General features: G+C 40.4%; 15 protein-coding genes. 8 read left to right on the forward strand and 7 right to left on the reverse strand.

Annotation, left to right across the window (positions count from 1 at the left end):
- The first annotated feature begins 117 nt into the window (after positions 1-117).
- The 5 genes from IPF37_03750 (at position 118) to mutL (ending at position 6,115) form a co-directional block, all read left to right on the forward strand.
- The gene (locus tag IPF37_03750; GenBank protein ID QQR49848.1) at positions 118-2,109 is read left to right on the forward strand and encodes a sodium-translocating pyrophosphatase; all 1,992 of its coding nucleotides are present in this window, start codon (positions 118-120) and stop codon (positions 2,107-2,109) included.
- Positions 2,110-2,280: 171 nt separating this feature from the next.
- Positions 2,281-2,760: a hypothetical protein gene (locus tag IPF37_03755; protein ID QQR48653.1), complete on the forward strand. Its 480-nt coding sequence runs from the start codon at positions 2,281-2,283 to the stop codon at positions 2,758-2,760.
- A gap of 17 nt (positions 2,761-2,777) precedes the next feature.
- Positions 2,778-3,392 carry a hypothetical protein gene (locus IPF37_03760; protein ID QQR48654.1) on the forward strand — a complete coding sequence of 205 codons (615 nt, stop codon included), beginning with the start codon at positions 2,778-2,780 and terminating at the stop codon, positions 3,390-3,392.
- 18 nt (positions 3,393-3,410) lie between these two features.
- Positions 3,411-4,166 carry a hypothetical protein gene (locus IPF37_03765; GenBank protein ID QQR48655.1) on the forward strand — a complete coding sequence of 252 codons (756 nt, stop codon included), beginning with the start codon at positions 3,411-3,413 and terminating at the stop codon, positions 4,164-4,166.
- Between the two features lie 86 nt (positions 4,167-4,252).
- The gene (gene mutL, locus IPF37_03770; GenBank protein ID QQR48656.1) at positions 4,253-6,115 is read left to right on the forward strand and encodes a DNA mismatch repair endonuclease MutL; all 1,863 of its coding nucleotides are present in this window, start codon (positions 4,253-4,255) and stop codon (positions 6,113-6,115) included.
- Positions 6,116-6,120: 5 nt separating this feature from the next.
- On the opposite strand, the gene IPF37_03775 is transcribed toward mutL, so the two are convergent.
- From IPF37_03775 to IPF37_03805, 7 genes are all read right to left on the reverse strand, one after another.
- Entirely contained in the window at positions 6,121-6,621 is a 501-nt protein-coding gene (locus tag IPF37_03775) for an ankyrin repeat domain-containing protein (protein ID QQR48657.1), read from the reverse strand.
- A 38-nt stretch (positions 6,622-6,659) separates the two neighbouring features.
- Positions 6,660-8,861, reverse strand: coding sequence for a bi-domain-containing oxidoreductase (locus IPF37_03780; protein ID QQR48658.1), 2,202 nt, complete (start codon positions 8,859-8,861; stop codon positions 6,660-6,662).
- A gap of 41 nt (positions 8,862-8,902) precedes the next feature.
- Positions 8,903-10,210: a nucleotide sugar dehydrogenase gene (locus IPF37_03785; GenBank protein QQR48659.1), complete on the reverse strand. Its 1,308-nt coding sequence runs from the start codon at positions 10,208-10,210 to the stop codon at positions 8,903-8,905.
- A gap of 34 nt (positions 10,211-10,244) precedes the next feature.
- A complete protein-coding gene (wecB, locus tag IPF37_03790; protein ID QQR48660.1) occupies positions 10,245-11,429 on the reverse strand; it encodes a UDP-N-acetylglucosamine 2-epimerase (non-hydrolyzing) in 1,185 nt (394 codons plus the stop codon).
- A gap of 135 nt (positions 11,430-11,564) precedes the next feature.
- Positions 11,565-12,386 carry a hypothetical protein gene (locus IPF37_03795; protein ID QQR48661.1) on the reverse strand — a complete coding sequence of 274 codons (822 nt, stop codon included), beginning with the start codon at positions 12,384-12,386 and terminating at the stop codon, positions 11,565-11,567.
- Between the two features lie 96 nt (positions 12,387-12,482).
- On the reverse strand, positions 12,483-13,487 hold the full coding sequence (locus IPF37_03800; protein QQR48662.1) for a hypothetical protein: 1,005 nt from the start codon (positions 13,485-13,487) through the stop codon (positions 12,483-12,485).
- Positions 13,488-13,570: 83 nt separating this feature from the next.
- Positions 13,571-14,656, reverse strand: coding sequence for a peptidyl-prolyl cis-trans isomerase (locus IPF37_03805; GenBank protein QQR48663.1), 1,086 nt, complete (start codon positions 14,654-14,656; stop codon positions 13,571-13,573).
- Positions 14,657-14,823: 167 nt separating this feature from the next.
- On the opposite strand from IPF37_03805, the gene IPF37_03810 reads away from it, so the two are divergent.
- The 3 genes from IPF37_03810 (at position 14,824) to IPF37_03820 (ending at position 18,789) form a co-directional block, all read left to right on the forward strand.
- Positions 14,824-16,110 (forward strand): amino acid permease, encoded by a 1,287-nt coding sequence (locus IPF37_03810; GenBank protein QQR48664.1) that lies wholly within the window; start codon positions 14,824-14,826, stop codon positions 16,108-16,110.
- Positions 16,111-16,114: 4 nt separating this feature from the next.
- The gene (locus IPF37_03815; GenBank protein QQR48665.1) at positions 16,115-17,401 is read left to right on the forward strand and encodes an APC family permease; all 1,287 of its coding nucleotides are present in this window, start codon (positions 16,115-16,117) and stop codon (positions 17,399-17,401) included.
- Positions 17,402-17,472: 71 nt separating this feature from the next.
- Entirely contained in the window at positions 17,473-18,789 is a 1,317-nt protein-coding gene (locus IPF37_03820) for a sodium:alanine symporter family protein (protein QQR48666.1), read from the forward strand.
- The last annotated feature ends 1 nt before the right edge of the window (position 18,790 follow it).

An 18,790-nucleotide genomic window follows, 5' to 3' on the forward strand; every position in this document is an offset into this window, starting at 1 on the left:
CGATAGGATCTATTTTTTTTACGGGATATATTTACAAAAAACGTAGGTGTTTTATGCTGTTTATCTGCGATTTCAGTGAGTGTCTACATAACCCAGAGGGAGCCATCAATGGATTTGATGTCATATAGTTACGTTTTTATGGCAGTTGCTGCGTCAGGACTTGCCTTAACAACGGTCATTTATAAACATATTGTCGGTTTTAAAAACACCGATAAAAAGTCAGCACATATTGCTGGACTCATTCGCCGAGGCGCTATGACGTTCTTGCGCAAAGAGTATTCAATACTGGCCGTTGTTATTGCTATCGCCTTTCTTGCTATTAGCTATGTTTTTAATATTCATGCTGCCTTTGCTTACACACTTGGTGCTTTGTCATCAATGTTTGCTGGCTACATTGGTATGCGTGCTGCAACTCATGCTAACGAAGCAACCACGATTGCTGCTCGCGACAAAGGCGAACGCGCTGCATTTTTAGTAGCGTTGCTTGGTGGTTCTGTGATGGGCTTTGTTGTGGCATCACTTGGCTTGCTTGGTCTTGGTGCTTTGTTTTATCTTTTTGTTGGTGGCGAAAGAATTATCTTTATTCGCATTCTGACTTGTTACGGCCTTGGTGCAAGCTCTATTGCTTTGTTTGCACGTGTTGGCGGTGGTATTTTTACCAAAGCTGCAGACGTTGGTGCTGATATGGTTGGTAAAGTTGAGCTTGGCATTCCTGAAGATGATCCACGTAATCCTGCGGTTATTGCGGACAACGTTGGTGACTGTGTTGGTGATACTGCCGGCATGGGCGCTGATATTTTTGAATCTTATATCGCGTCAGTTGTTGGTGCTATTGCACTTGCATTAACATCACATGCTGGTCAAATTGAATACATTTCATTGCCAATTATGTTGTGCGCTATTGGTCTTGTTGCTTCGATGATTGGGCTTGCTTCTTCATTCATTTTCAAGCTTAAACTTTCAGCAATGTTGCATAAAGCTGCTTATGTAGCTATCGCAGCATTTATTGGTGGTACGTATGTGTACATGAACTGGCTTGGTTTAGATATGGCTTTGTTTGGTTCTGTGGTACTTGGTGCGTCAGCTGGTGTGGTTATTGGTTTAGTAACCGATTATTACACAAGTGGTAAACCAGTCCGTCAATTGGCTGAGGCATCGCAATCTGGTGCTGGTCCAAATTTGATTTTCGGATTTTCCATTGGTTTTGAATCATTGGTAGTTCCGGTGTGTACTATCGCGGTTATCATTTTCGTTTCATTCGAATTTTTTGGTCAATTATTTGGTGTTGCCTTGGCAGCCGTTTCAATGTTGGCAACCGTTGGTATTACCATGACGGTCGACGCATATGGCCCAATAGCAGACAACGCTGGTGGTATTTCAGAAATGTCAGGCTTTGGTCCTGAAGTTCGTAAAATTACCGACAAGCTTGATTCGCTTGGCAATATGACAGCAGCGCTTGGAAAAGGTTTTGCAATTGGTTCTGCTGTGTTGGCATCGTTGGCGATGTTTGCAGCATATTGCGAAGAATCAAAAGTGCCAAAACTTGATCTGATTGATCCGTTGGTTATTACCGGTTTGTTCATTGGTGCCACGTTACCGTACCTTCTTTCAGCATTCACTATGCGTTCAGTTGGTAAAGCTGCATGGCAAATGGTTGAAGAAGTTCGTCGTCAGTTCAAAGAAATTCCTGGTTTAATGGAAGGTAAAGCTGAACCTGATTATGAAAAATGTATTGAAATTAGTACGCAAGCAGCATTGTGGGAAATGTTGTTGCCAGGTGTTGTTACTATTCTTGCACCAATCGTTATTAAATTTGGTTTTGGTTTGAACGCACCGATGTCTGGTAACGTTGCTCTTGGTGGTTTCTTGGCTGGCGCTACTATTTCTGGTGCGTTGCTCGCATTGACCATGGCAAACAGCGGCGGTGCGTGGGATAACGCGAAGAAGTATATTGAAGAAGGACACTTTGGTGGCAAAGGCTCACCTGCTCATAAAGCAGCGGTGGTTGGGGATACGCTTGGTGATCCATTCAAAGATACATCTGGTCCATCACTTAACATTTTGATCAAATTGATGTCTGTAATTTCATTGTTGTTGGCAACAATTTAGTTCATTATTTTTTGATATAAATAATAAAAGGCGCGGGTAAAAAAATACTCGCGCCTTTTTGCTTGAATAAATCGTTATTTCTGTCATTGATTTTTTCCATTTATTCTTTATTCTACAGCCACAACATGACACATTTTCAACAGGTATATTTTTTAAGATTAGGAGTAATCTATGAAAAAGAACGGTTTATTTTTTGCGCTACTGTTTGTGCTGTTTAGTGCAAATAACTGCATGGCAACAGAGATCAGGCAGGCATTAGTTTGTGATTATGACTCAGCAACTGGTGCGATGCGTTTTGTATCAATTGAAGAAAAAATTGATGAATTAACAAGAACATTACAATCTCAAGGCGTCAATGTGGACGAGCTTTTGCATAATTTTCATATTAATGGTCACGATGTAATTGAAATACGTGAAGCGCGTAACGATGAAATAAGTGTGCTTTCCAATCAACAACAAATGGTGCATCATTCATTAAAAATGCTTTATCACGGCCTTTATTTTGGTAAAGCAACGGTGTTTTTTGTTGTTAATGATGTGGTGGTTCCGTATGTCCCGCGCGTTGGTGCTTCAATGAAACAAGTTTTCAGCGATATTAAAAAAATGGTCCTTAAACGTTTTACGACCGATTGTAATTTTCAAGCGGCGTGAAATGCTGAAATGATGTTATGTGCGTAATTAAAAAAGTATTATTTTTTCGGGCGGTCTTGGTAAGCGTATGGCTTACCGGGCTGCCCGTTTTTATTTTTGCTATTGATCCGTTTTCAAAAATTACGATCATCAGTCAGCAAGTGCGTTGCTATCAGGCGCCTGATCAAAAAAAAGTTTTTGTGTGTGATTATGAAAAAGATGTTAAGGCAACCTTTGCAGACAACAGCGTGGTTACCGCCAACCTGTTGACGGTTTTGCTTGATACAAAAAAAACGGCTACGGCTGATCAGCCGACCAACAATAAACTATCGTTGTTTAAATCAATTACGTTTCAACATAATGTTAAGGTTGTTCGTGAAAAAAATATTGTCACGGCAGATAGAGCAGAAATGTTGTTGCACGATATGACGTGTCGCTTTTTTGGCAATGTTTGTGTTGAGCAAAACGATCAAAAAGTACCAATAGTTTTGAAGAGTAATGAAGCATTCTTGAATTTAAAAACTAATATTGTTACCTTCAGTGGCAGTCAGACAGAACCGGTCAGTACGATCATTAACCTTGAAAAACATGCGGAGGAATCGCGACAACGACGTGCAGGGCGTATACGAAAAAAACGATGCAAAAAAACATAAATTGAAGGAGAGCAAGTTATGAAAGCGATAAAGTTTCTTTTGGGACTTGTGTTTGTTTTTGGTGTTGAGCAATGTTCATTGTCAGCTGCTGCTGACGAGATGTTTGAGATGGATGATTGTGGCGGGTCGTTAAAGCCCGATGCAGAGCAACTGATTCTGGATGATGAATTAGCAAATTGTGATGATAAAGCCGAAGAAACAGCGCCCTGTGTTTATTTCATGATCACCGAGGGATCAACTGTGCGCAGCAAGTGTCCGAATGGTGGTACGTTTATCAGGCCTGGCAATGAACCTTTGTATTCAGTTGATCCAAGAACAATTTATAAAATGGCCGTTGAGATTGGTATAGAGCCTCCGGCTGCCAGCTTTCTAAAAATTCCAGTCACGGGGTTATCGAGAGAGAATGTAATTGTTAAACCCTGGTTTGTATTCGATGACCATGTATTTTTAATGGGCGTGAAAAAAAAGTATTATCGCGAGGTTTTGAGAACGCGCTTTTTTGATTATTACGAAAAAAGAGAGCTCCTCGAATGTCTTCGCTTGCCCGAGCTGTTTAATATATATTTTGATGAGGATTTTTTGCAGTTTGACCGTGCGGAGACCGTGTCTACAAGGGCGATGCGATATCATTTAAAGGTTGCTAAAATAAAAGAAAATCCTCGTTATTTTTCTTGCATTACTAATTATTTCATTTATGCCGATAAGTACTACTCTCAAAAGTTGGTTGATATTACCGGCCTTGAGCCATTCGCGTGGAGCGACCCGCTTGAATAAACCTTGCGCTTGTTAACTGCCCTTCTTCGTGATAAGGTTGTTGTCCAAACATCAATTAATGTAGACAATAAGCGGGAAATTTTGCCGTGAATAAAATAAAAATTCTTGCACCACACGAAGCTCAAAAAATTGCCGCAGGCGAAGTCGTTGAACGGCCTGCCAATATCGTCAAAGAACTTATTGAAAACTCGCTAGATGCTGGCTCCCAGCATCTAGCACTTTATTTTGAAGAGTCGGGAAAAAAACTCATTCGTATTGTTGATGACGGATGCGGCATGAGTCCTGACGATGCCCGTTTGTGCTTTGTGGCGCACGCAACCAGCAAAATTGAAAAGCTTGATGATTTGGCCACCATTGCCTCGTTTGGCTTTCGCGGTGAAGCGCTTGCAAGCATTGGCGCCGTGAGCAAAGTGACGCTCACTACGCGTTTGCATGATCACGAACTTGGTATAAAACTTGTTTATAAAGCTGGCGTTCTTGAGCATGAAGAAGTGCTGCCCTGCCCTGCCGGTACCGAATTTTTAATTGAAGATCTTTTTTTCAATATGCCAGCGCGCAAGAAATTTCTTAAGCGTGACGAAACAGAATGGAACCATCTGCTTAATCTGATTCAAGCGTTTTGCTTGAGCACCATGTCTGTTTCTTTTAAAGTCTTTCATGACGGCAAATTGGTGCTGAATGCGCCGGCGGTAAAAACATTGCACGACCGTGCGAGCCAGTTGTGGGATTATAATTTTTCTCAAAATTTAATTGAACTTGTTGAACATAAAAATACGAGCTGGTTTGCCGTGCGCGGCATTATTTCAGACCAGCATTTCTGGCGCTATGGCCGCACTCAGCAATTTTTCTTTGTTAATGGTCGTTGGGTTAAAGACCATGATTTATCTAAGGCATTGTTAAAGGGCTATCAAAATATTTTGCCGCCGGGCAGATTTCCAGCAGCCTTTATTTTTATTGATATTGAGCCAGCGTGCGTAGATATCAATGTGCATCCAAAAAAAGAAGAGGTGCGCTTTACTAAGCCGGTAACGGTTTATTCCTGCGTGCAAGAGCTGGTCAGACAAACGCTTGAAAATCGCGTGAGCCAACGTTTAACGTCGCACGTGGTGGGAGCACAAAGCGCCCTGCCGCCATGTGCTTCTGAAACATTCGAACAACCACTTCGCCACCAATCTTTTGATAATGTGCCTTTGCCGTGGCAGCGGCCTGCGCCTGTGCAGTCGTTTAAGCATGATTTTTTACCACAGCCGTTTTTTCCCGAAATCGCCATGCCAAAAGAAGAACCGGCAGAAAAAAATGAACAGCGCCAAGTTTTTGCTGCGCCAGAACCCAAACATACGCATGTTCCAGAACCAGTCGCTTCTTATGAGCCACACGCACACGTGGTGGGGCAGCTTTTTAAAACGTACATCGTGCTCGATCGCGATGACCAGCTGGTAATTATTGACCAGCATGCGGCACACGAGCGCATTTTGTATGAACGTTATTTAAAAAATTTTGAACGAAAAGATGGCGTTACCCTGCTCTTTCCAGAACTGGTTAATTTGCCAGATCATCTGCTCGCCTTGATTTTGGTTGAGCGTGATTTTTTTGCGCAGCAAGGTATTGAGTTTGAGCTCTTTGGTAAAAATGACATTGCGATTCAAACATCGCCGCCCGGTATTCAAAGCCATTCATTGCGTGAATTAATGTTGGATGTTGCCTCTTTTATTCAAGATCATGAACAGTTAGATCGTACACTTTTTAGAAAGCAACTGAATGAGCACGTGCACAGCCATTTGGCCTGCAAAGCAGCGGTGAAGGCTGGCGATGAGCTGACTGAAGAACAAATGAAACAGTTGGTTGCTGATTTAACGAAAGCCAACAATCGTTTTATTTGTGTTCACGGTCGCCCAACGATGTGGACGCTGTCAAAGCGCGATCTCGAAAAACATTTTAGGCGTTGTTGAAACCGCTATTCTGTTTCTATTTTCTGTGATGAAGAGCTAATTTCGTTTGGCGATATAGCACCGCTTTGAATTAATGCTTCAATACAGGCAGAATATTCGCCTCGTATTGCTAGCTGCAGTGGTGTCATGCCGTCTTGAGCCGTGATATTTGGGTTAGCATGTTGGCTGAGTAAATAATTTATTGCAGGTGCGTTGTTGTTATTTGCAGCATAATGAAGCGCGGTCCAGCCATTCGTGTCTATCAAGTTAACATCGGCTCCACCTGCCACCAGCGCTTTCACAATCTCTAAACAGCTGCGTTTTGCTGCTGCGTGATGCAAAGGTGCCCATTCTGCTTCTGACAACGTATTAACATTGACCTTTCTACTTTGTATAAGTTCTAAAGCAGCCGGAATGCGATTTTCACTAATAAAATACATGAGTGTTTCAGTTGTTCCAGCGTGCAGCGTTGAGCTGGTAGTTATATGACAAACGAGAAACAATAAACCTATAAATTTCTTGACCATGATATACCTTTGCATTTTTAATGATAAAGTGTGCGTTGTTAACTATTGCGTGGTTGTTCGCCGGTATACGGCAATTTGCGACAACCGCCGCCCGAGCGTGCCAGTAAATCGATAACAAGGCTTAATTCTGTGGCATCAGCAATTCGTTCAAATGGTGTTGGAGATGGGGCGTTGCGTGTTTGAGCTGCATAACAAAATTCTTCAATCAACGCAGCATGTCCTTTGTCTGCGGTGCGTACTTTTTTGTTGAATGCTAACGGCAAGCCGTAACCTTTTAATTCAATAAAGTCATTCATGATAATTGTTTTTCCATCAAAAAATATTTCCATATATTCTTTTCCGGCAGTACCACTGCCTAACGATGTATAAACAAATGAACAGAATGAACCATCGGTCATGCTGATACTGGCAACAAAATTATCAGTTGTTGGAATATCGGGTCCGAGTGCGTTCATGGCGTAGACTGAAACGACGCGAGGGCGGGCATTTGTTAAAAAACATAAAAGTTCAAAAATATGACACGCTTCGCCAATAATACGGCCACGATTAACGTCAGATTGAATCCAGTGTTCTCGTGGTAAAAAGCCAGCATTGAGCCGATAATGAATCACCAGTGGATTGGTTCGTTTACTCACGACTTCATAAATATCTTTAATGAAGGGCGAAAATGAGCGATTAAAATCTACGCAATACAATGCTTGTGGGTTGGCTTGCATGAAATTTTTTATTTCGTAAAACTGTTCAAAATTTACCGCTGCTGGTTTTTCTACAAAAACCGCTTTGTTGTTTTTTAAGCAATCGATTGCTTGTTCTGCGTGCAAATGATGGGGTGTTGCAATGATAGCTGCATGAACATTTTCATTCATTAATAATTTGCGATGATCGTTGCCAATAATCGAAGAACTATATTGACGGGCCGTATTTAAAGCGTTTGCCTGATCGGTATCAATAATAGAATGGATTGTTGTTTTTGGTACTTTAGAAATTATTGGGAGTAGTTTTATTTTACAAAACCCTCCTGCGCCAATGATGCCAACATTTAATGTATCTTTTGGAGGTGTATACTGATAGCTTTTTGGTTCATATTCTTGTTGATTAACCAAATAAGAAAGTGGTTTGGTTGTAGAGGCTTCATAGTTGAGCATCAAACCAAAGGAATTTTTTTGTTGTAAATATTGAAAAGCTTCTTCGGCTTGTTCAATGTTAAACTCGTGACTGATGAGTTTTTCGATACAAATTTTTTCTTTTTCGATCAACTCTAAAAAAAGCTCCATGTTGCGATTTTCAGTCCAGCGAACGTAAGCATAAGGATAATCATTGCCATCTTTTTCGTATGAAGGATCATAGCGACCGGGGCCGTAAGAACATGAAATGAGCAAGTCAATTTCTTTGCGATAAAACTCTTCACGATCAAAATCAATTTTTACATCGCCAACCAAAACAACGCGGCCTTTGCGGCGTGTAATTTTCATGGCTTGTTCTAAAATTTCACCACTTGAAGCACTGGCGGTAATGATAGTGGTATCCACACCAAAGTGATGTGTAGTATAATTAATTTCTTCAACCACATTGCATTCTGTTGCATTTAAGCAGATATCGGCGCCTAATTTTTTGGCGAGTCTTATTTGTCGTTCGTTGATATCAACGCCAAAAACGTGTGCGCCAGAAATCTTTGCAAGTTGTGCCGTAATTTGTCCAATTAAGCCAAGGCCAATAACGCATACGCGTTCACCAACTTGGAGTTGAGCTCGTCTGATGCCTTGTAGTGCGATAGCGCCGATGGTAGTGATGCTTGCCATTTTAAGATTTTTTTTATCGCGTAATTTGACCGCTAATGGCGATGGTACCGCGATAAAATCAGCATGGTTGGCAATGCCAGCCCCTGCACATGCAACAAAGTCGCCCACGGCAAAACCGGTGACTTTGTTGCCAACTTGTAGTACTTCGCCAGAACATGAATAACCGACTGGCAAAATTTGATTGCGCTTGCTTTTTATTAAAGCAAACGTTCCGCTAATGCCGTTTTCTTGGACAGCACCCAAAACTTTGTTGGTATTTTCTTTAACGTTACTATTGAATTTTTGTAGTAATGAAAGGCCAGAGGCGTTAAGCGTTGCTCCTTCGGTTCCACTACTAATAAATGAGTGGTGGACTTGCACAAGCAGCTCTTGGTCGCCAATGTGTGGGTGATCAACATTATGGACACAAGCGCGTCCTTTTTGTAGAAATACTTGCCTCATTACTACTCTTTCTTGTTTTTGTGAAACTGATGACATCATGGTTAAAAGGTTATGTTTTCAAGGTTGCAACTTGCTTTAACGGCGCCCGTAAGAAATGTTTGAGTTTGGCTTTTGCCTATTTCGTGAAGTAAGCCGCATGAGTCAACGACAATTTTATTGCATAAAAGATCATGCGTGATCATTTTAAATTCATCATGTTTTACTAAAATTAGAATAATATCTGCTTCGCTCATGGCTTTGCGCAAATTTGTTGCAAGATTCAAGCCAAGCGCTTTGACAGGCTCTGGATCAACATACGAATCATATGCTGTAAAAGTGAGCACGTCCTTTTTTTTGTTTAATTCTTGGGCGATAAAGAGAGCTGGCGATTCTCTTATGTCGTCAACATTCGGTTTAAATGAAAGACCAAGTCCCAATATAGATGCTTTGCTTTCCTTGATTTCATTGAATTCATCAACCTTTTGAAGTAAGCGTTCAATAACACTTAACGGTTTGTTGTTATTCACTTCACGAGCTACTTGCAATAATTGTGTATCATTTGGAAAGCTGTCAATTAAGAATGCTGGGTCAATAGCAATACAATGACCACCAACGCCGCAGGTTGGGTTTAGAATGGAAACACGAGGATGTTTGTTGGCAAGCTCGATAACATGGTAAGGATTAATGCCTGCTGAGTAGCACATTGATGCGACTTGGTTGGCAAAAGCAATTTGTACATCGCGCGAGCTGTTTTCAACCAATTTGATCATTTCGGCAGTTTTATCGTCAGTGACGTGCAGAAAACCTTTGACGAATTTTGAATAAAAACTATAGGCAAGTTCGCACGATTTTTGACAAATGCCGCCAATAACACGATCGTTTTCAATTAACTCTCTAAAAAGAACGCCCGGTAATCCACGCTCTGGACAGTGCGTAATAAAAAAATCAGCGCTTTGTTTTAGTCCTGATAAATCTTCAATGTATTTTGCGAGTTTTTCAGTAGTGCCGACTGGTACCGTTGATTCAATAATAATCAAATTGCCAGGCATAAGACGTTTAGCAATAGATTCGCTTGCTTTAAAAACATATTGCAGATCAGGGTTGCCGCTTGGCTTGAGAGGCGTGGGAACGGTAACAAGAAAGCAATCGGCGTATTCTAAATTAGTGCTCGCTTTAAAATTTTTCTTTTTTAAGGCGTATTGTAAGCGTTTTTTTATTTCTGGTTCAAGAATGGTTGGGTCGCCCGCGTTGATACGCGTAATTTTATCATTATTAATGTCAAAACCAAAGACTTCATAGCCACACTCTGCCGCCAAGATCGCGGTAGGGAGGCCTATGTAGCCGAGCCCAAGAATAGAAATACGCTTCATTACCGTTTCTCCAAACTATTAATTTTAATTTTCGTTAAGGCACCATATTGTTATTTTTTTCGGAGCATTTTTTTTCTTTATTATCAAGTCGAAGAATTGTTGTTTTTATCATGGTAACAATTCGTTGGCTGGCGTTGCCATCGCCATAAATAAAAGTTGGCGTCATTTTCTGTAATGGTGCGTTGTAATACATCGTCATACCGTGTGTAATTCTTTTTTCGTCAGTTCCTACAAGTTCTGCATGTCCTTCCCAGACTCCCTCTATTCGTTCAGTGATATCGCGCAGAATAAGTACTTTTTTCCCAATACTGATTGCTTCTTCTTGAATGCCACCAGAGTCAGTCATGACCCAATCCACTGATAAAATTAAATGGATAAGGTCGGTATATTCAAGGGGTGGGCAGCAATAGATATTTTCTAATTCTTTTATTCCTGAGCTTTCTAGTGCTGTTAAAACATTGGGGTTTGGGTGGAAAGGATAGAAAACGAAAAGGTCAGGATGTTTTTGTACAAATTTTTTAACGGTGGTAAAAATGCGCATCAAGCCGCCGTCAAATGATTCGCGGCGGTGTGCGGTCAGCAAAATTGGTTTAAGATTCATTTTTTTGCAGTAGGCCAATTTTTCTAGTATCGATTGGTCGAGCTTTATGCTGTTTGATTCGATGCGTTGGCGGATCATAGTGAGCGCATCAACAATAACATTACCTGTGCAAAAAATACCTTTGCGATCAATTCCTTCGGCCAAAAGATTGCCAACATTAAGTGCCGTTGGTGCAAAGTGGTAGGTTGCTATGTGGGAAATAAATTTACGGTTAATTTCTTCTGGAAATGGCGAATATTTATCACCAGTTCGTAACCCTGCTTCCATGTGGCCGATAGGAATTTTTAGATAAAAAGCGGCTAATGCTGCGGTAAAAGCAGTTGTTGTATCTCCATGAACCAAAACAAGATCAGGATTCAATTCTTGAAAAACTACTTTTAATTTTTCAAGAATTGTTGTCGTTAAGTAAAACAGATCTTGATCTTTTTTCATGATGTTAAGTTTAATGTCTGGTTCAACATTAAAAAGATCAAAAACTTTTTGTAATAGGCCTTCATGCTGAAACGTTGCGCAGAGAACAGTAGGGACCCCGGCTTTTTTGAGCGCAAGATAGACTGGCATGCTTTTAATAGCGCCAGGTCGAGTTCCTACCACAACAACTACAACTGGTCTTTTCATGTTTTCCCACCTACCTCTTTTTTTAACAATTATCTTAAATGAAGACAATCATCATTGAAAGATAGCAAAGGGTGCCAAGAATGCAAGAAAAAGTGCCATTTAAAACGTTGTGCATTGTTTGGTGTAAAAAATTTCCTATACTTTGATCATGACGGGGCCTGATGCAGACTGAACAAGTTTTTCTTTGAGCAGGCGGTCGTTATATTTTTCAAAAGATTCGTGGAGCCTGTCTTTGTTTTTTTCGTATGATTCATGTGCTCGATCCCGTTGCTTTTCTTGCCTTTGTGCCTCTAGTGCTCGTTGTTGTTCTAGATATTCTTCGTGTAGTTTGACTTGAAAGTGGTATGACTCGTTTTCAACCACCGCATTAACGCGTTGCTCAAGGAGTTCTGTCATGACCTGAATTTTATTTTGTTGTGTGCAGCAGCGTGCGCATAAGTCGCCATATTCAAATTTACCCATTGCTTCACTGTTGGAAGCGCTGAGCAAACTATATGCGGTAGACAAGCTGTTTCTAATGGTCATGCAATGATTGCGGGCCAACACAAGTGGCCAACTTGTGCCAAAGCGTCCATTTGCGTGGTTAATAATTTCATTAACGCTTTGGAATTTGCGTGTAATAAACGAATCGGTTTCTGCAAACATAATTAAGTCGCTTGCCGCTCTAAAGCGTCCGGTTGGCGTTAGTGTGTGAAGATATTGATTGAGGCCGTACCACGTGAGCCCGCCCACGCCTGCACCAACTAGGCCTGCAATAGCATATTTTGTTGAAGGGCTTAAGGTATCATTTGTTGCATTGCGTTGATTAAGTGCTAACGAAGTAAGCCATGCAGAAAGAGCACCTGTTACGGCACCACCGCCAATGGAACCAATGGTTGCCGTGTTTTCTGAAATGGGACTTACGGATGTGTTAAGTGATAGCAAAGAAATAAATGTGAGGATATAACGACGTTTCATAAAAACTCCTATTTTCGTGAAACTGCTGGATAATTTTATTAAAAATAAACAAGTGACAGCAGTTTGAATAACTGCTATCAAAATGTCAAATTGAGTTTAAAGGTTTACGATAACTGCTTTTTCTTTAATATCGCACATCAATTTTTCAAGAAGTTTTTCGCGCTTTTGATTACGCAATTGTGCTTCAATGGTAAAGTAACATTCATCCAAGGATTTGACGCGTCCTTCTTCTTTGTCCGCTAACAAGATGCTGTGATATTTTTCTTGTGATTTTATTGGTTTGGAAACGAATCCTTTGTTCATGGCTAGTACCGAAGAATATTGTTCGCCAACTTCATTTTTTTCAACCCAGCCTAAATCTTTCCAAGTAATTTCTTGCGCCTTGATTAACTTTTTGTAATCAGCAATTTTGTCTTCAGGGATAGTGGCCATTTTGAGGTGATAACGAGCTGGTAACACGATTGGATTATTTTTGTAATGCGCTTCAACTTCTTGCGAAGTGATAATTACTTTTTCGCTAATTTCTGCACGCTTCAAGTTTTCCGCTGCCATCAAGCGGCTGAGTTGGCGTTTGTACATTGGTAGGTTGAAGCCGTTTTCTTTAAGTTGTTTTTCAAATTCATCATCAGACACATTTGGCATGCCACTTTGAATTTTAAGATTTACAATCTGGCGGTTGATGTCTGCGGGTGTTGGAATCATGTGACGCTCGACGGCCTTTTGGCATAAAAGTTCTTCTTCAACCATTTCGTTGAGCGTGTAAAAGCCGCCTTCTTTGCCGAGTTGTGGTTGTTCAAGATGTGATTGCAAAATGTTGTTGCCGTTCACGCGTACCATAATTTTATCAATTTCCCAGCGCTTACGTTCTTGTTTTGTCTCTGGTGCTGATGTTGTTGATGTAGCAACTGTTTGGGTACTTGTTTGAGCTTGCGTAGTTACTGGTGTAGCAGCTTTTTTGACGCTTGTTTTTTTTTGTGTGTCGCTTTTTTTAGTAAGAGAAACTTTTTTCGGGTGTGCCAGTTTTTTCTTTTTAGTTGTTTTTGCTGTTGTCAGTGAGTGCCATGAGAGAAGAATTACGATTGAAATCAATAATTTTTTCATGAAAGTGCCTCTGTTGATAAAAAAAAGGACGAGTGTTGAGCTCGTCCTTGTATAGTACTTTTTTCTTCTTGCTTACTACTTACTTAGACCGCGGTTGCTGCTGATTTTTCTACTGGTGCATTTGTTTCATCTGCTTGTGCTGTCTTTTTAAATTGTTCGGAAGGTGCTTCAAGATTAGATTTTTGGGAATCTTTAAAGAAGTCTTCGTCACTTACAATATTCATTTTTGCTTTAATTACTTTAAGTTTCTCATCAAGTTTTTCTTTAAACTTATTGTTTTTAAGAATATTCAAGATTTGAGGTTTAATTTCATCAAGTTCAAAATAGACTGTTTCTTCTTTGTCTGAAACGTGAATAACCCAAAATTCTTTGGCAACTTTAACCATTTCAACAGCAGGAAGGTCCATTAAGGCAAACGCGGTATCTTTGATTGGACCAGGAACGGTTGAGGCGCCAAAACCTTTTTCTTCAGCTTTGTTAACGCGACCAAAGGCTTTTAATTTAGCATTGCTGGTAGCTTTTGCCCGCGTGTTAAATTCATCTTCAGTTTTGCCTTTTACTTGTTCTTTAAATGCTTTTGCATCAGCTTCTTTTTCAAAGCGAGCTCCTGAAACAAGAACGCCGCCAGCAATTTTAACAAATTGATCTTTGTTGTCAGCAAAGTATTTTTGTGCTTCGCTATCTGAAGCATCGATGCTGTCAAACACTTCTTTTTCAAAGAATTGTACGGTCAGCGAATCTTTAACGAGTTTTTTCATTTCTTCGTACGCTTCGATAAATTTGGAGTCCTTAAGTAAGCCAGATTCTTGAGCGTTGGTGATAATAATTCTTTGTTTTACCAACTCATCGAAGAATTTTTTCTTGATGGAAGCGGGAAGTGATTCAGCGCCTGCGCCTCGAAAATATGGATTTGCTTGGAGCATTTGTTGGATGCTTTGGTTGAAGTCTTTTTCGGTAATGGCCGGGGTGCCGTTGATACTGCACAAAACCTTGCCGCCGTCTTTAGTTGCTGCCTTTACTTTTTTTGGCTTTGCTTCTTTTTTTGATTCAGCAGATTGAGCATCGGAAGATCCAACAAGTTTTTCCTTGATGGTGTTGACAAGAGTACATCCTGGTAAAACCACGACCGAAAGGGCAAGTAGCGCTGATTTGATGGTTGTGTTTTTCATAAAAAATCCCTAATATAACCTAATATGAGTGCCACATCACTGTACTAACTTTACGCAAAATAACATAACCATCGTATCACACGAACTTAATTTTGCAAGAGTAGCGTTGGGGGTGGGGTTTTTTGTTTTTAAGGTGATTTAAAGCAAATCAAGAAAGGTTTTCGATTATGAAAGAACAAGGTTCAATTTCATTTCTATCTGCAGTATTAATGAGTATTAACATTATTGTGGGTGTTGGTATTTATTTTGGTCCGCAAATTATGACAACCCGAGCTGGCTCTATGAGTTTTCTGGGCTGGCCGCTTGTTGCTTTGATGCTTTTTCCTGTTATTTGGGGCGTTGCCTTGGCTGCGCGTATGTTTCCTGGTGGTGGCAGTTTCTACAATTATTGTACTCAAGGTATTAATAAAACCTTTGGCGTTATTGCTATTTGGGCATATCTGTGGGGATTTATTGGTGTAGCGGCTACGCAAACGTTGGCGTTTCGAGATCTTTTGATTGCTCAATTTCCTACTCCATTTTGGCAAGAGCATAGTTTGCTATTTAATGCTGGATTTATCTTTATTTTGGCTTTGCTTAACTTGGTTTCAGTTGAACTTATTAGCAAAATACAAAGTTTTGTAACGATTATCAAAATCCTTCCGATGGTCGCGGTTATATTTATTTTGCCTTTTTATTGGGACAGTTTGTATGTCTTTAATGTTGCTGATATGAGTAATTTGGGACTAGCTATCCCAGTTGCTATTTTTGGTTATTCTGGATTTGAAAGTTGCAGCAATATCAGTCACTTGCTCAAAGGTGGTTCGCAAAAAGCGTTTGGTGTTATTTTGACTGCGTTCTTTATTGTTGTGTCTTTGTATGCAATTTTTCATTTGGGCGTTTTGCATATCATGGGTGCTGCGCAGTTAGCAGCTCAAGGCGTTCCGTCTATGGTTAATTTCTTGGGTTTCCAATCAGCCGATGTTGTTGCCATCATGCAACGTGGCTTGACGGTAATTTTGCTCTTAAGTTTTGCGAATGCAATTTATGGCGTTACCCTGTCCAATATTACGAATTTTTTCAATATGGCACAGGAAAAGCTTTTTCCTTATCCAAAAAAAATGACAATGGTTAATGGCTACGATCGTCCTGTGTGCGTTATTGCGATTATAGCTTTGATAACTTTTGGTTTCATAACGCTTATTCCAAAGACTGAAATTTTGTTAGCGCTTTCAACGCTGGGCGTTTTAACTGCTTATACTTTGACGTTGGTGGCAGTTGCTCGTGTGCAGCTTAAACAAAAGGATTTTGGGAAATTATTTTTAACCGTTCTTGGTTTTGGTTCATGTGGCGCACTTGGTTATTTTTCTTGGGTTTCAATTGAAGGCAGCAATATGCTGCGGCTTTGTTATGCAAGTCCGTTGCTTGTTGGTGTCGCTCTCGGAACTTTTTTATATTTAAGCAAGAAAAAATAATTATATGATGAAAAAACAAACGATCCCTTTTTGGATAGCGGTTATTATTAATATTAACATTGTGATTGGTGCTGCATTTTTTTTAGGTGCGCAATCAATTAGCATGAAAAGTGGATTTTTGAGTCCATTTGCATGGCTGTTTTGTGGCTTTTTATTAATGCCTCTTGTTGCCGTATTTGCGTGGTTTGCCAAGCGCTATCCTGAAGCTGGCGGTTTGTATGTTTATAGTCAAAAATCACTGGGAAGCTTTTGGGGCTTTTTGAGCGGGTGGGGTTACTTTGTTGGTACTACGGCTGGCAATGCGGCCGTGATCCACGCATTTTCAAGCTACTTACAAAATGTGCCGCCTGTGCATCAGATGCTAGTACCATGTGGACTTCTTGGTTTAAAATTTGATTTGTTCCTTGTATTATTTTTTACGATGTTGAATATGATGAACGTTCAATTTATGGAACGTGCGCACGTCTTTTTTGTTATCATGAAAACGATTCCGATGTTGGTACTGGTAGTTGGCGCTTTGTGTGTGGGCACAACGGCGCCAATTGTTGCGCAATCGTGGAATTTCACTAATTTTTTTGGAACGATTCCGATGGTCTTTTTTGCATATGTTGGTTTTGAGGCCTGCTGCGCAGTTGCCGATAAAATTGGCGATAATGAGAAAAAAGCATCGGCAGTGATTTGGTCGTCGTTTGGGATTATCATGTTGGTTTACGTTGTTCTGCAATATTGCGCATTGCGTGTGCAGGCAGGTGCTGATGTTAATCCGTTCTTGCATGCTATCAGCCAATTAACGAGCAATCAGGGTATGGTTGATGCGCTCAGCACGGTTGTGTATGCAACCATTATGTTGTCATTTTTGGGCGGCTTTTATGGCATGTATTTTTACAACAGTTGGAATTTGTATGCCATTGCGCAGAACAAAAATATCATTGGCGGGGCATTCTTAACCAAATTAACCAAAAACCAAATTCCATGGGCTTGTTTGATGGTGCAGTTTTCTCTGTTGAGCATCTTTTTGTTGTTAACGACAGCAGACAGCTATTTGGTGGTGATTGGTGATTTTGGTGTTACCATCGGCTACTTGCTGACAACCATTGCATTTTTGGTAGCGAGTAAGAATAAAATTGTTACTTTGGCGGCCTTGGGCAGTTGTTCGTTTCTGTTATACTTGTGCTCTAGAACTTTGGTCGAAGCCGGCATGTATAATCTTATTCCGTTATTAATTGTCGTTGGTATTGGCATTGTTGCGTATCAAGGCAAACAGTTTTTGAATCAACCGTCTCGCTCTTAGTAGCCGCTTGTTTCTTTGTAGTACTTATTTAAAATCATGTAATGCAAGAATTTTAAAGAAAAGGGTCTTTTATGTTGTTTGGTTATTCAGTTAAAGAATTGAGCGAAACCGTTCTTTTAGTACCGCTCGTGGCCCTTTTTTTTGGTAGTATTTTTTTATCATTTAAGACTGGCTTTGTACAAGTGCGTATGTTGCCGTACATGGTGCGGTTGCTTTTTAGAAGTCTTTTCAGAAAAAAACAAGAGGGTGAGCATACCGTCCTTGCTCACAAGGCGCTGTTTACTGCCATGTCGACAACCATTGGTATTGGCAATATTGTGTCGCCAGCCGTGGTAATCCGTCTTGGTGGGCCAGGTGCTTTGTTAGGTTTTTTGATCGCAATATTTTTTGGTGCGGCAACGAACTTTGTTGAAGTGACGCTGGCAATGCACTATCGAACTAAGCGTAAAGATGGTTCGTACAGCGGCGGCCCAATGGCGTATTTGAGTCAAGAATTTCATCCAAAATTGGCAACGATGTATGCATTTTTTGCCGCAATTTTATTGATGGTTTGGTCGGGCAATCAAGCAAATACGTTGGCCGACATTTTGCATACGCACGGCATGCCAACTGGTGTTACTGGTTTGTTAATGGCAGGGTTGGTAACATTTTATTTGATGGGTGGTATTAAAAAAATTGGGAACTTATCAAGTACTTTGGTGCCATGCATGTTTGTGCTTTATTGTGGTGCGGCATTGTGGATTATTGCCCTGAATATTGGTCGCGTGCCTGCCATGTTGAGTTTGATGTTCCAATCATTTTTTACCCCTGCAGGTGCGTCTGGTATGCTTCTTGGTTATGGTTGGCAAAAGATGTTGCGTTGGGGTCTTGCGAATGGCATTTATGCAAGCGAGGCTGGTATTGGAACTGCTACCATTCCACATTCAGAATCTGGTGGACAAAATGCTTTTGATCAAGGTGTTTTGTCGATGGTCAGTGCGTACTCAATTGGCTTTATTTGTTTGTTGAGTGGTTTGGTAGTTTTGTTAAGTGGCACCTGGGAAGATCCATCAGTTAGCCTGGGTATCAACATGGTGGCCGTTGCTTTTGCACAATATTTTCCATCAAGTTCAATTATTTTGGTTGCTAGTGTTTTCTTGTTTGCATTTGGTACCATTTTGGGCAACTCGTTTAATGGTAGCCAGTGCTACGTATATTTAACCAAAAAACGTGGTATGGGTTTTTATTATCTGCTTGTTGCAGCGATTGTTTATATCGGGTCAATTTTTGATGTAGAGTTATTGTGGACGATTAAAGATTTCTTTGTTGTACCGGTCGCATTGATCAATTTATGTGCCATTATTATTTTGGCATGCAAGCGCAAAGATATATTTACGTTTAAACAATAAT

The organism is bacterium (assembly GCA_016699045.1).
In the GTDB taxonomy this organism is placed as follows: domain Bacteria; phylum Babelota; class Babeliae; order Babelales; family RVW-14; genus AaIE-18.